The organism is Streptomyces albofaciens JCM 4342, from assembly GCF_008634025.1.
Classification (GTDB): Bacteria; Actinomycetota; Actinomycetes; order Streptomycetales; family Streptomycetaceae; genus Streptomyces; species Streptomyces albofaciens.
Map to the genome: position 1 here is coordinate 1,797,756 of NZ_PDCM01000002.1, position 13,204 is coordinate 1,810,959.

General features: G+C 72.2%; 13 protein-coding genes and 1 pseudogene. All 14 read right to left on the reverse strand.

What is annotated here, in order from left to right:
- Nucleotides 1-80 precede the first annotated feature (80 nt).
- The gene (locus CP973_RS28055; protein WP_150246707.1) at nt 81-1,028 is read right to left on the reverse strand and encodes an aldo/keto reductase; all 948 of its coding nucleotides are present in this window, start codon (nt 1,026-1,028) and stop codon (nt 81-83) included.
- A 93-nt stretch (nt 1,029-1,121) separates the two neighbouring features.
- Nucleotides 1,122-1,697, reverse strand: coding sequence for an AAA family ATPase (locus CP973_RS28060; RefSeq protein WP_150246708.1), 576 nt, complete (start codon nt 1,695-1,697; stop codon nt 1,122-1,124).
- Nucleotides 1,698-1,769: 72 nt separating this feature from the next.
- Entirely contained in the window at nt 1,770-2,651 is an 882-nt protein-coding gene (locus CP973_RS28065; protein ID WP_150246709.1) for a class I SAM-dependent methyltransferase, read from the reverse strand.
- A 474-nt stretch (nt 2,652-3,125) separates the two neighbouring features.
- Nucleotides 3,126-3,271 (reverse strand): annotated as a pseudogene (locus CP973_RS41140) (GNAT family N-acetyltransferase); the annotation flags it as partial.
- Nucleotides 3,272-3,295: 24 nt separating this feature from the next.
- A complete protein-coding gene (locus CP973_RS28075) occupies nt 3,296-4,060 on the reverse strand; it encodes an AAA family ATPase (protein WP_244410044.1) in 765 nt (254 codons plus the stop codon).
- Between the two features lie 370 nt (nt 4,061-4,430).
- Entirely contained in the window at nt 4,431-5,051 is a 621-nt protein-coding gene (locus CP973_RS28080) for a hypothetical protein (protein WP_244410045.1), read from the reverse strand.
- 20 nt (nt 5,052-5,071) lie between these two features.
- Nucleotides 5,072-6,193, reverse strand: a complete 1,122-nt coding sequence (locus CP973_RS28085) for an ROK family glucokinase (RefSeq protein WP_150246711.1) — start codon at nt 6,191-6,193, stop codon at nt 5,072-5,074.
- Nucleotides 6,194-6,462: 269 nt separating this feature from the next.
- Nucleotides 6,463-7,392: an ATP-binding cassette domain-containing protein gene (locus CP973_RS28090; protein ID WP_244410046.1), complete on the reverse strand. Its 930-nt coding sequence runs from the start codon at nt 7,390-7,392 to the stop codon at nt 6,463-6,465.
- Nucleotides 7,389-8,456: an ABC transporter permease gene (locus CP973_RS28095; RefSeq protein WP_150246712.1), complete on the reverse strand. Its 1,068-nt coding sequence runs from the start codon at nt 8,454-8,456 to the stop codon at nt 7,389-7,391. Before CP973_RS28095 ends, CP973_RS28090 begins: the two co-directional genes overlap by 4 nt.
- On the reverse strand, nt 8,453-9,466 hold the full coding sequence (locus CP973_RS28100; protein WP_466121429.1) for a sugar ABC transporter substrate-binding protein: 1,014 nt from the start codon (nt 9,464-9,466) through the stop codon (nt 8,453-8,455). Before CP973_RS28100 ends, CP973_RS28095 begins: the two co-directional genes overlap by 4 nt.
- Nucleotides 9,467-9,590: 124 nt before the next feature.
- Nucleotides 9,591-10,628 carry a sugar ABC transporter substrate-binding protein gene (locus CP973_RS28105; RefSeq protein WP_150250359.1) on the reverse strand — a complete coding sequence of 346 codons (1,038 nt, stop codon included), beginning with the start codon at nt 10,626-10,628 and terminating at the stop codon, nt 9,591-9,593.
- Nucleotides 10,629-10,757: 129 nt separating this feature from the next.
- Entirely contained in the window at nt 10,758-11,477 is a 720-nt protein-coding gene (locus CP973_RS28110) for a GntR family transcriptional regulator (protein WP_167538626.1), read from the reverse strand.
- A 193-nt stretch (nt 11,478-11,670) separates the two neighbouring features.
- The gene (locus CP973_RS28115) at nt 11,671-12,159 is read right to left on the reverse strand and encodes a PaaI family thioesterase (RefSeq protein WP_150246714.1); all 489 of its coding nucleotides are present in this window, start codon (nt 12,157-12,159) and stop codon (nt 11,671-11,673) included.
- Nucleotides 12,160-12,315: 156 nt separating this feature from the next.
- Nucleotides 12,316-13,161, reverse strand: coding sequence for a transporter substrate-binding domain-containing protein (locus CP973_RS28120; protein ID WP_150246715.1), 846 nt, complete (start codon nt 13,159-13,161; stop codon nt 12,316-12,318).
- Nucleotides 13,162-13,204: the final 43 nt, after the last annotated feature.

Here is a 13,204-nt window from a genome sequence, read left to right on the forward strand (position 1 = left end):
GGCGTCCGCGGGACACGGGAGCGGACGCGGTCGGGGGTGGGAGCGTGGGCGGGGCGTCGCCGGGGCGGCCGCGTACGGTGTCATTGGCGCGCTCCCACGGCGGCGGGCAGGCCGTCCAGGAGGGCCAGGTCGTCACCGGTCAGCCGGATGCCGGCCGCGGCGGCGTTGGCCTCCAAATACCGGACGTGCTTGGTGCCGGGGATCGGCACGACGTGGTCACCCTGCGCGAGCACCCAGGCCAGCGCGGTCTGGGCGGGCGTGACGCCGCGGCGCCGCGCGACCCTGCGCACGCCGTCGAGCAGGCGCAGGTTGGCCGCGAAGTTCTCCTCCTGGAAGCGGGGGTTGACGCGCCGGTAGTCGCCGTCCGGCAGGTCCCGCGCGGAACCGAACCGGCCCGCCAGGAAGCCCCGTCCGAGCGGGGCGTAGGCGATGAGCGCGATGTCCTCGCGGGCGGTGAACGGCAGCAGTTCCGCCGTCGCCTCGCGCGTCCACAGCGACAGCTCCGCCTGGACGGCGGCCACCGGGTGCACGCGCTGCGCCGTGCGTACCTGCTCGACGGTCACGTCGGAGAGACCGAGCATCCTGGCCTTGCCCGCCCGCACGGCCTCGGCCATGGCGCCCCAGGTCTCCTCCAGCGGCACCTCGGGGTCGACGCGGTGCAGCTGGTACAGGTCCACGTGGTCGGTGCGCAGGCGGCGCAGGCTGGCGTCGATCGCGGCGCGGATGTGCTCCGGCCTGCCGTTCCGGCGCAACCGTGTCTCCCCCGCCACGAACCCCGCCTTGGTCGCCAGGAACGCCTTCCCGCGGCGGTCGGCGAGCGCCCGGCCCACCAACTCCTCGTTGGTGTACGGGCCGTAGACGTCCGCGGTGTCGATCAGATCGACGCCGAGGTCCAGGGCACGGTGCAGCACGGCGACCGAGGCGTCGTCGTCCCGGCCGCCGGGGTCGTAGGCGTACGACATGCCCATGCAACCCAGTCCGACGGCGCCCACCGAAGTGCCGTCCGGGCCGATCCCCAGGGTGCGCAACACGGTCTCCTCGCTCGGATGTCGGATGTGGTGCGGGCCGGGCCGGCGGGCCCGGGGCGTCGCCCCGTGGCGGTCCGCCGGCCCGGTCCCGGGTCAGGAAACGGCGCCGTCGGTCCAGGCCCTCTTCAGGATCTCGTCGACCGTCTCCTCGACGGTCTGCTCCGAGGTGTCCAGCCACAGCCCGATGCGGGGCGTGCTGTCCCGGAGCACCTGGTCCAGGTCCTTGGGCTGCCAGTCGGGCCCGTAACCGGTCTTGGCGCGCTTCTCCTCGCGCCGCGCCACGGCCTCGGGGTCGGGCGCCAGCACGACGACGGCCAGCGGGCGGCTCTTGATCAGCTCGGTGATCTCCGCCAGGTACTCGCCGATCAGGATGTCCTGCACGATGGCGGTGAACCCGGCCTCGACATAGGCGTCGGCGCAAGCCGCCGCCAGCCGGTGCCGGAGCCGGAGCTGTGCGACGGCCTCCGGCGGGGCCTCGGCGGTCATGTGCTCCTGGCCGTTGACGATCATGCGGCGGAAGGTGTCGCCCCGCACGTGCGCCGAGCGCGGCAGGCGCTCGGCGAGGGCCTGCGCGACGGTGGACTTGCCCGCGGCCGAGATGCCCGAGATGACGATGACCCCGGGGGCCCCGTCGGGGGCGGTGGCGGCGGAGGCGGCGGTGTCGGTCATGAAGAGGTGCGTTCCTTTCTCAACACAGAATTCGGGCGCCCGGATCCGGCGCCCGTACACGTCCGGCCGCGCTCAGGCGCGTTCGAGAACCAGGAGGTCCATCGAGGCCGGACGTCGCGCCGAAACGCCCCAGGTCCCCGGGCGCGGGTCTCGGCGCATGCGCAGACCGTGTCGCGCGGCCACCGACAGGATGTGGTCCAGCCGGTACGCGATGGCGTACGTGGGCTCCTCCTCGGAGTGCACGTAGTAGTCGCCGTGATCATGCGTGAATTCGAAGGCGGTCGCGCCGCGTGCGATGTTCGCGGCGACCGCGTCGTCCACCAGGTAGGCGGTGGCGAAGCACTGTCCGCCGGGCCGGAGCACCCGCGCGGACTCCGCGAGGTAGTTCTCCATCTCGGCCGGGCGCAGATGGCTGATCAGCCCGATCAGCGCGGCGAGGTCGAAGGCCGCGTCATCGGCGGGAAACCGGAAGTCGGCCGAGGAGAGCGTGCCCTCCGGGTTGTAGATCTCCTGGTGGATGTCGACGTGCGCGAAGCGGAAGTTGGGGTGGCGCGGGGTGATGGTGCGGGCGCACCAGTCGATCGCGTGCGGCACGATGTCGAAGCCCAGGTACGAGCCCTCGGTGAGCATGTCCGTGAGCGGCACCGCGATCCGTCCCGCCCCGCACCCCGCGTCCAGTACGTCGTGCCCGGGCCCCATGCCCAGCTCGTCCCGCATGTACGCGGTGATCTCGCGCCCCACCTTGAGGAAGTCCCCGTTGCCGATGAACCGGCGGTAGCGCCGGGGCGGCAGCAGCGGGTGCTCCCGCCCGCGCGCCCGGTCCCACAGGTCCATCACCTGTAATCCGGTGTGGTAGCCCGAGCGGCGTAATCGCTCCCATCCCTTGACCGAGCGCAGCGACGAGGTGTACTTCGTCGCCCTGAGCGACTTCAACTCCGACTTGCTGCCAGGCAAAGGAACTGCCCCTCTCCGTGAGTGGGTGGGTGCGCGTGGCGTCTTCCCGCGGCCCCGTTTCGTGATCCCGGCCGGTGCTTCCGGATCACCCGGCGCCCCGGCGCGCGACCGCGCGGCTGTTACTCCAGGTATGCCGCAAGCATGGGTCTGGGACGTGCCAACGGCGGCTTCCGGCCCACGCGTTCAGGATGCCGATCAGTCAAGAGATGGTCAACAGCGTAAAGGGCCGGTGGTGTCGTGAAATCGGCCCTGCGCCCGACTCACCCCAGCCGTACGGACATCGGGGAGGCGCCGGTGGCCCTTGAAGTCCCGGCACACTCGCCGCACACGGAACCGAGCGCACCACCCTCCCCGCACTGGCGCGAAGCCCACCGGTATGGCCGAACTGCGCGGGCGACGTCGTCGGCGGCGCGGTGTGACCACGGCACGGGCGCACCGGTTTCGGCCGGGACCGGCCGGTCGCCGACGCGGACGACGGGGGCCGCCGAGACAGGTGTGCACCTCCGGCGAGGCCGGCAGTTCGATGAACACCGCACGGTCCCGGGCCCGGGTGCACGGAGCACGAGCCTCTTGGTCCCGATCGGCTCAGGCGGCCAAGCCACGGCTCCCAGAGACGGGATGGGCGCACGCCCCGATCCGGCCGCTCACGGCCCGACCGGTGCGGTTCCGGCAGTCTGCCGAGGAAGGCGCCCGGCTGCCGATGCGGCGACGAATTCCACGCCCGCTATGTGCTCTCGTGAACGGCGGTCCAGCAACACCACGGATGCCGCTTCCCGTACCGGGTGGGGCGGGGAAGCCGTCGGCCCGGCCGGCTGTTCCACGAGGCTGGGGGCGGGTGGTGAGGCGGTATCGGCCGTGCCGGCGGCGCGCGGCGCGGAGGGTGGTGTCACGCCCGGTGCGGACAGTGCCCGTAGCAGCCGGTCCAGGCCCTTGCGGTGCCGGGCGAAGGCGCGTCGCGGTGCCCACCGGCCCCGGGCCTCCTGGCCGGACAGCGCCTCGGCCACCCCCACGTCCAGCACGACGAGGTGCAGTTCACGGCCTTGGCGTCCGGCGCTCCGGGCCAGCCATCGGCGCATCCACGGCCGGCCGCCGCAGTCGTGCACCAGCAAGGGCCCGCCGCTGCGCACCTCCCCGCGCAGCCACCGGAAGTACCTCCACCGCGCCCAGGGCCGGTACACCGCGTACGGCAGCCAGTCCGGCATCACCGCTTCACAGGCGACGTGGGTCATGCGCGGATCGATGACGGCCGCGGTCCGGGACAGACGGCGCATCAGGGTGCTCTTACCGCTGCCGGGCAATCCGGAGACCACCACCAGCGCCCGCGCAGGATACGTCAGCACCGCGGGTACGTCCTCCGCGCCCCGCAGGTCCACCACACCACGCGGCCGGACGGCCGGTCCCTGGCCCACGCTGACTGGCTTCCCCGCCTCCGTCGCACCCGCCGATGCCGAAATGCCCACTACCTGACCCCTGTCGGACCCGACTGACCCCTCACGGCAGCCACGGGCGACGGATCTTCAGGAAGACCTGTCCGTTAGCCCCACTGGGCGGAGAGACGCAGCTTGACCTCACTTCCCCGTTCACCTGCGCGGATGCGCATGCTTCGGGCAGCGAGCACTGACTCTAACGCCCCGCTGGTCCACGGGGTCCCGCCCCTCACGCCATACGGGCGGTCATACTTCGCGGGGCCTACGAGTCCGGCCGGCGCCTGGACGCGGCGGCGGCCCTGGCCCGGAGCCGATCCGGCAGAGCTGCGGTGAGTGTCACCCCGTACCGGCCTCAGCGCTTGAAGGCGACCGACGAGACGACGTAGACGACCGGGTGGGCCGGATTGTCGAAGTTCACCGTGATGTGCTGGCTCGGGCCCGGGTCCTCGGCCTTGATGGACGTGCCGGCCCACTGGCCGCCGCTCGCCAGATCCCAGCCGACCTTGGCGGCCTGTGCGCCGGTGATGGTGATCTCGCCGTCCTTGAGCGCTGCGCGACTGGTGCCTGCCCACTTCAGGTAGTGGTCGAGGCCCCAGGCATTGGTGCGGAACTGGACGTAGAGAGAGCTGCGGTGCCAGGCGTTGGACTCGTAGTAGTAGACCGGTGTGGAGCCGGCGGGGACCGGGACGTTGTAGATGCGCTGCTGCACCTTGGACGGGAAGTCGTTGTAGAGGCCGGTGGACGCGGCCTCCTCCTCCTTGCTCTGGCCGCTGTCGCGGCTCTGCTCGGCGGAGATGACGATGTAGCCCGCCGGGATGGCGATCAGCAGGAAGATCACCAGGGCGGTGAGCCAGCGGCGGCGCCGGCTCGGCCGGGGCTCCGCGGACGCGCCGGACGGCGGCTCCGGGCGCTCGGGCGCCTCGCGCACCGCCTGCCCCGGCTCCGGTCCCGCCGGATCGTGCTCGTCGGTCATGGGTGGGGTGTCCAGCTCCGTCATCGCCGGCCCGATCGTTCGTACCGCTCATAGCGTTCCACGCGGCGACGGTTGGCGCGCCGGAAGCGGCGGGCCACCAGGCGGGCCAGGTCGGCGGCGCCGACCATACCGGCCTCCGGGCCCAGCTGCGCCTTGGCGATCCGGGCCTCGGGGCGGTAGCCGCGGCCGGTCAGGGTGCGCCGGAAGGCGTCCCGGGCCGGGCCGATCAGCAGGTCGTCGGCGGCGCTGACGCCGCCGCCGATCACGAAGCAGGAAGGATCCAGCGCGGCGGCCAGATTGGCGATGCCGACGCCCAGCCACTGGCCGATGTCCTGGAGCAGCTCGACGCACATGGCGTCGCCCTCGCGGGCCAGCTCGGTGATGAGCGGCCCGGTGATGTCGGTGACGCGGCCGCCGACCCGGTCGATGATGTTGTACGCGACCGGGGAGTCCGCGGCGGCCAGCTCGCGGGCCTCGCGGACCAGCGCGTTGCCGGAGCTGTACTGCTCCCAGCAGCCGCGGTTGCCGCAGGGGCAGCGGTGCCCGGCGGGGACCACCTGCATATGGCCGAACTCGCCGGCCACGCCGTACTTGCCGCGCTCGACCGCGCCGTTCTCCAGGATCGCGCCGCCGATGCCCGTACCGAGCGTGATCATGACGAGGTGGTCCTCGCCGCGGCCCGCGCCGAAGCGCCACTCGGCCCAGGCGGCCGTGTTGGCGTCGTTGTCGACCATGACGGGGACCGCCAGCCGGCCCGCGAGGCGGTCCCGCAGCGGCTCGTTGCGCCAGTTCAGGTGGGGGGCGAAGAGGACGGTGCTGCGCTCGGCGTCCACCCAGCCGGCCGCGCCGATGCCCACCGCGTGCACATCGTGCCGGTCGGAGAGGTCCAGCACCAGTTCGGTGATGACGTCCTCGACGACCTTGGGGCTCTTGGACTTGTCGGGCGTCTCGGTGCGGACCTTCTCCAGGATCACGCCGTCCGCGTCGACGACGCCGGCCATCACCTTCGTCCCGCCGATGTCGATGCCGACGGTCGGCACACGGGGCGCGCTCAGGTGGGAGCGCCGCTCGCGGGTGCCCACCGTGCGCAGCACGGTCGCTCTGGCGGATCCTCGGTGCACCCGCTCCCGGTACGTGCTCATCGACCCACCTCTTCGCCGTTGCGGTGGCGGCGGCTGCGTGCTCGCAAGAGTCGTCTCGTCCCTGCGGGTGTCGGGAGGCCGGGGCCTCGGGCGTGCATGGTCGGTGGTGCTCGTCCGGTCGCGTACGCGTCCGGACGCGCCGGGGCGGGCCCCGGGGCGCGGTGCCGTGCCGGCGGCGGTGACGTGCACGGTCCGCTGCGATTGTGCCCTACCCGCGCCACGGCGCGCATGGCGGCGCGGGCCCGGCGCAGCCCGCGCCGTCGGCCCGCTCAGTGCGTCGGGTGGCCGCCGAGGTGGCCGGGCTCGGGCGCCCGCGCCAGTTCGTGGCTGAGCTGTTCCAGCTCGCTGCCGCCTGCCATCTGGCGCGTCAGCTCCTCCAGGGCGATCTCCCGCTTGGTGTGGCGGCCGGCCATCGTGCCGCGCTTCAGGAGGACGAAACGGTCGCCGACCAGGTAGGCGTGGTGGGGGTTGTGGGTGATCAACACCACGCCGAGTCCGGCGTCCCGGGCGGCCGCCACGTACTTCAGCACGACGCCGGACTGCTTGACGCCGAGCGCCGCCGTCGGCTCGTCCAGGACCAGCACCTTCGCGCCGAAGTACACGGCGCGGGCGATGGCCACGCACTGCCGCTCACCGCCGGAGAGGGTGCCGATGGGCTGGTCGACGTCGCGCAGGTCGATGCCCATGCGCAGCAGCTCGGCGCGGGTCGTCTCGCGCATCAGCTGCACGTCGAGCCGCTTGAAGGGGCCGGCGCCCTTGGTGGGCTCGGAGCCGAGGAAGAAATTGCGCCAGACCGGCATCAGGGGGACGACCGCCAGATCCTGGTAGACGGTGGCGATGCCGCGGTCCAGCGCCTCGCGGGGGGAGGACAGCCGGGCCGGTTCGCCCTCGATCGCGAAGCTGCCCCCGTCGTGCTGGTGCAGCCCCGCGATGATCTTGATGAGGGTGGACTTGCCCGCGCCGTTGTCGCCGAGCACGCAGGTGATCTCCCCGGCGTGCACCTCCAGCGAGACGCCTTCCAGGGCCTTGACGTTGCCGTAGAACTTGCTGACGTCCGTCAGCTCGACCAGCGGCGGCGCGCCCTCGGCGGCCGCCGGCGCGTCCCGCGGCCCGTCCGTCACGACCGCCGCGTCCCGCTGTTCGTCCGCCGCGGCCACCGCGTCCCGCGTCCCGTCCGGGGTGCCCTCCGGGGTGCTCATTTCGTCGCCTCCGCCCGCTTGCGGACCCATGCGTTCAGGAGCGTGGCCAGCAGCAGCATCGCCCCGAGGAAGAACTTGTACCAGTCCGGGTTCCACTGGGCGTACACGATGCCCTTGCTGGCCATGCCGAAGATGAAGGCGCCGACGGCGGCGCCGATCGCCGAGCCGTAGCCGCCGGTCATCAGGCAGCCGCCGACCGCGGCCGCGATGATGTAGAGGAACTCGTTGCCGACGCCGTCACCGGACTGGATCGCGTCGTACGAGAACAGCAGGTGCTGCCCGGAGATCCAGGCCGCCAGCGCCACGCCCATGTAGAGGCCGATCTTGGTCTTGGTGACCGGGACGCCGACCGCCCGCGCGGCGTCCGCGCCGCCGCCCACCGCGAAGATCCAGTTGCCGGCGCGGGTGCGCAGCAGGATCCAGGTGGCCAGCGCGACCAGACCGATCCACCACAGGATCGTGATCTGGATGTCCACGCCGCCGAGGCTCAGGTGGGACGCGAAGAGCGTCCGGGCCGAGTCGAAGCCCTCCATGTCGGCGATGGACTTCGTCGAGACGGTGCCGCCGATCAGCTTGGTGAAACCGAGGTTGAGGCCGGTCAGCATGAAGAACGTGCCGAGCGTGATGATGAAGCTGGGCAGCTTCGTACGGGTCAGCAGAAAGCCGTTGAAGACCCCGATGGCCAGGGTGACCAGCAAGGACACCCCGACACCCACCCAGACGTTCGCCGTCATCTGATAGCTGAACATGGACGAGACGAGCGCCGAGCTGACGACCATGACACCGGCCGACAGGTCGAACTCGCCGCCGATCATCAGCAGCGCCACCGGCACCGCCATGATCCCGATGGTGGACGACGCGTACAGCACGGTCGAGAGGCTGGAGGCGCGCAGGAAGGTGTCGGCGGCGAAGGAGAAGAAGAGGAAGACCGCCGCGGCGCCGACCACCGCGCCCAGCTCGGGGCGGCTCAGCAGGCGCCGCGCCGGCGACCGGCGCACCAGCCGCTCGTCCGGCCCGCCGCCTCCGGGCCCGGTGTTCTTGACGATCGTGTCAGCGGTGCTCATCGGGTCCCCCGCTTCGTGTACTCCTGCAGCGCCGCGGCGTCCTTCTTGGTGATCACCTGCGGGCCGGTGAAGACCGGTTTGCCGCCGCCGAGCACATCGGCGTTGTACTTGTAGAGCCACAGCAGGTCGACGGCCTGGTAGCCCTGGAGGTACGGCTGCTGGTCGACGGCGAAGCCGAGGGAGCCGTCCTTGAGGCCGTCGGCGACCTTCGCGTTCAGGTCGAAGGTGTCGATCTCGGCGTCGCTGCCGGCCTGCTCCTTGGCCTTGACGGCGGTCGGCGCGAACGGCGCGCCCAGGGTGACGACGGAGTCGATGTCCCGGTCCGACTGGAGCTTGGCCTCGATGGTGGACTGCACGTCGGGCATGTTGGTGCCTTCCACGTACAGCTTCTGCAGCTCGCCCTTGAAGGTCTTCTTCGTGCCGTCGCAGCGCTGCTCGTGGCCGACGTTGCCCTGTTCGTGCAGGACGCACAGGGCCTTCTTGCGGCCCCGCTCGTTCAGCTCCGCGCCGACCGCCTCGCCGGCCATGGTCTCGTCCTGGCCGACGTGGGTCAGGGCGCCGAACGCCTTGGAGACCTCGGCGCCGGAGTTGACCGTGATCACCGGGATGCCGGCCTTCTCGGCCCGGGCGACCACGTCCTTCATGGCGTCCGGCTTGGCGAGGGTGACGATCAGCCCGTCCACCTTCTGGTCGATGTAGGACTGGACGAGCTGGCTCTGCCGCTGGGCCTCCTTGTCGTGCCCGTAGACGAACTTGACGTTGTCCTTGTCGGCGGCCTGCCGGGCGCCGTTCTGCACGATGTCCCAGAAGGTGTCGCCATCGCCCGAGTGGGTGACCATGGCGAAGGTCCACCTGGGGGTGTTGACGGCCGCCTTGCCGCCGGCGGTCTGGGCGGCGCGCGCTTCCTCCGCGCGCTTGCCGCCGGTGCTGCTGCATCCCGCCAGGGACGCGGCGAGCACCGCTGCCAGCAGCGCGGTCACCGCGCGTGCCCCTCTCCGAACCCTTGCCACGAGGTCGTGCCCTTCTCGTTGCTGTCGTTTCTGTCCCTGTGCGCCGGGGGCGCCGTGCCGGGTTTGGGCCGAAAACCATCGGTCCCAACCGACCAAGTATCCGTTACGCCTGTTCCGAGTGGGGTCATCGGGTCCCGCGCCCGGTGTACTCCGCCAGCTTCGGCACGTCCTTCCCGGTGACGACGGCCGGGCCGGTCAGCACCGGTTTGCCGCCGCCGAGGACGTTGCCGTTGGCCCGGTACAGCCACAGCAGGTCCACCGCCTCGTAGCCCTGGAGGTAGGGCTGCTGGTCCACGGCGAAGTCGATGTCCTTCTTCTTCAGGAGCCCGACGACGGACGGATTCAGGTCGAAAGTGCCGATCCGGGCCTTGCTGCCGGCCTCGTCCCGGGCCTTGCCGGCGATCGCGGCCATCGGCGCGCCGAGCGTGAAGACGGAGTCGATGCCCCGGTCCGACTGGAGCCTGGCCTGGACGGAGGACTGGGAGGCGGGTGCGTTGGTGCCGTCCACGTTCAGGTTCTCCACCTCGCCGGAGAAGGTCGCGCGCACCCCGGCGCAGCGGTCCTCCAAGGAGACGTTGCCCTGCTCGTGGACGACGCACAGCGCCTTCTTCCGGCCCCGCTCGTTCAGCTCCTCGCCGACGGCGCGGCCCGCCACGGTCTCGTCCTGGCCGATGTGGGTGAGGGCGCCGTACGCGGCCGAGTACCGCCCGCCCGAGTTGACCGTGATCACCGGGACGCCCCGCGCGACGGCCTTGCGGACCACGGCCGCCAGCGCCTGCGGCTTGGCGAGCGTGACGATCAGCCCGTCCACCTTCTGGTCGAGGTAGGACTGCACCAGCTCGGCCTGCTTGCCGCCCTCCTTGTCGTTGGCGTACAGGAACTTCACGTTGTCCTTGCGCGCGGCCTGCTCCGCGCCGTTCTGCACGATGTCCCAGAAGGTGTCGCCCTCGCCGGCGTGGCTGACCATGCCGATCGTCATGCGGGGCGTGTCGACGGGCCGGACACCGGCGCCGCCGCTCGGCTCGTCCTCGGCGCCCTTGCCGCCGGAGCCGCTGCACCCGGCGGCGAGGGCGAGGGCGGCGACGGCCGCCAGGAGTCCTGCCGCGCGGGCGCGGACGGCCCGGGGCTCGGTGGTGGTACGGGCCTCGCGCACGGTACGCATCATGGAACCGCCCTCTCTCCCGCGCCGCCCGATGGCGGCTGGAGGAGTTCTAGCGGCGCGCGCCGAGCCCCGTCAATGGTTTGTCAGAACATTCTTACCCGGTGGGTGGTCCGGTGGGGAGCGGCGGGCTCAGGGCCGTACGAGCAGCTGGAACTCGAAGGCGTACCGCGAGGCCCGGTAGACGTGCGAGCCGAACTCGACCGCGCGGCCGGTGTCGTCGAAGGTCGTACGCTGCATCGTCAGCAGCGGGGCACCCTCCGGCTCGCCGAGCCGCTCGCCCTCCCCGGCCGTGGCGGCGCGCGCGCCGACGGCCTGGCGGGCGCTGTGCAGTGTGATCCCGGCCCCCCGCATCAGGCGGTACAGACCGGTTTCCTCCAGCCGCTCGGTGCTGAGGTCGAGCAGCCCGGCGGGAAGGTGGTTGCGCAGGTGGGCGACGGGCTCACCGTGCGTGAAGCGCAGCCGCTCGACGAGCGCCACCTCGGCGCCCTCCGCGATCCCGAGCGCGGCGGCGACCTCGGCGGTGGCCTCGGTGACGGTGTTCAGGAGCACCCGGGTGGCGGGCTTCTGCCCGGCGGCCTCCAGGTCGTCGTAGAGGCTGCTCAGCTCCAGCGGGCGCTTGACCTGGCTGTGCACGACCTGCGTACCGATGCCGCGGCGCCGCACCAGCAGTCCCTTGTCGACCAGCGACTGGATGGCCTGGCGGACGGTCGGCCGGGACAGTCCGAGGCGCCCGGCCAGCTCGATCTCGTTGCCGAGCAGACTGCCCGGCGCCAGCTTGCCGGTCTCGATGGCCGTCTCCAGCTGCTGGGACAGCTGGAAGTACAGCGGGACCGGACTGCTCCGGTCCACGCTGAGCTGAAGGGGGCTCTCGGCGCCCTTGGAGTCTGTTTCGCGTTTCCCCACGGCTGGGAGCGTATCCGGCCCGGCAGATGACGGGAAGTCCAGAGGTCACATTGTCCGGACAATCACGTCGGGGCGGTCCGGATCACCGGTCGGGGGTGGTCCGGAGACTCACCCCCGAGAGCGGTACGAGCCTGCCGCCTCAGCCGCCGGCCGGTCCCCCGGGGCGGCCGACGGCCCGCTCCCTGCCCGGCCCGTCGACCGGCAGCACCGTCCCCTGCGCCACCGCACACAGCACCTCGCCGTCGTCCTCGCCCTCCTCCGACGCAGCGCCGACCACGGTCAGGTCACAGCGGCACACGGCCTGCCGCCGCCCGGCGTGCACCACCGTGGCGCGGGCCCGCAGGGTCCGGCCCAGCGCCGGCCGCAGGTACTGGACGGAGAACCCGCCGGTCAGAATCGACGGGCCGAGGGCCGTCGCGGCGGCGAAGGTGATCGCGTTGTCGGCCGCGTAGGCGAGCACACCGCCGTGCAGGAAGCCGTTCTGCTGGCGCAGTTCGTCGCGTACGTCCACCTCCAGCGTCGCGCCGCCGCCCCCGAACGCGGTGATCCGCGCCCGTACCAGCCTGCTGAACGGCTGCTCGTCCAGCGCACGCCGCGCCGCGTCGAGATCCAGCACGTCGTCCGTCACGCCGCCACCTTCCGGTCCCCGCCCGTCCGGGCGTCATCGTCATCCTCATCCAGGGCATCCGGCCCTCCTTCCGACGCCCGGCGCGGCCGACGCGTCCCCGCCGGCGGCCCGGCCCCCGGGCAACGGGCGCCCGCCGGGCCCCTCCCCTCGCTCCCCTCACTCCCCCATCCACGCCTCCTCGTACTTCTTGTACGTGCCGTCGTGCTTCGCCAGGTGCACCCACTGGTCGACGTACTCCTTGAACGCGAAGTCCGCGCGCGGTACCGCGTACGCCTTCTCGGAGAAGGTGAAGGGCCGGTCGGGGTGTACGGCGCACAGTTCGGGGTGGATCTTGGCCTGGTAGCGGGTCTCGCTCGCATCGGTCATCATCACGTCCGCGCGGCCGGCGATGATCTCGTCGAAGATCGTGGTGTTGTCCGGGTGCCGCTTGACGGTCGCGCGCTTGATGACGGAGCGGGCGAACTGTTCGTTGGTGCCGCCGGGGTTGACGATCACCGTGGTGCCCGGGCGGTCGATCTGCTCCAGCGTCCGGTATCTGTCCTGGTCGGCGCAGCGGACGATGGGGGTTTTCCCGTCCGTGCGGGTCGGCTCGCTGAAGGCCGCCTTGCGGGCGCGCGGGAGGGTGACCGACACGCCGCCCATCGCGATGTCGCAGCGCCCCGCGGCCAGGTCGTCCACGAGCTTTGCCCAGGTAGTGGCCACGTACTTGGGTTTGGCGTCGAGGCTTGCGGCGAGGTCGCGAGCCATGGAGACGTCCACACCGCTGTACGCCCCGGACGCGGGGTCGCGGTGGGTGAAGGGGCGGTAGTCACCGGTGGTGCAGACGCGGAGCACGCCGCGGCGGGGGACGGTGTCGAGGAGGGTGGCGGGGCGCGCCGCGGTGTGCGCGGCGGCGGACGGCCGGTCCGGGCGCGCGGCCGGGGCCGCCGGAGCGGTCGTCGGCGCGGTGGCGGTGAGGGCGAGGGCGCAGGTCAGGGCGGAGAGGGCGGCGGCGCGGCGCATGGGCGGCTCCTGTACGCGGCGTGGGCGTGAGCGGTGGGCGGAA

Bases quoted from the DNA above. Each gene is read 5' to 3' on its own strand.
- CP973_RS28060 (WP_150246708.1), bottom strand. From the start codon at position 1,697: ATGACCGACACCGCCGCCTCCGCCGCCACCGCCCCCGACGGGGCCCCC.
- CP973_RS28120 (WP_150246715.1), bottom strand. From the start codon at position 13,161: ATGCGCCGCGCCGCCGCCCTCTCCGCCCTGACCTGCGCCCTCGCCCTC.
- CP973_RS28090 (WP_244410046.1), bottom strand. From the start codon at position 7,392: ATGAGCACCCCGGAGGGCACCCCGGACGGGACGCGGGACGCGGTGGCC.
- CP973_RS28085 (WP_150246711.1), bottom strand. From the start codon at position 6,193: ATGAGCACGTACCGGGAGCGGGTGCACCGAGGATCCGCCAGAGCGACC.
- CP973_RS28080 (WP_244410045.1), bottom strand. From the start codon at position 5,051: ATGACCGACGAGCACGATCCGGCGGGACCGGAGCCGGGGCAGGCGGTG.
- CP973_RS28105 (WP_150250359.1), bottom strand. From the start codon at position 10,628: ATGCGTACCGTGCGCGAGGCCCGTACCACCACCGAGCCCCGGGCCGTC.
- CP973_RS28095 (WP_150246712.1), bottom strand. From the start codon at position 8,456: ATGAGCACCGCTGACACGATCGTCAAGAACACCGGGCCCGGAGGCGGC.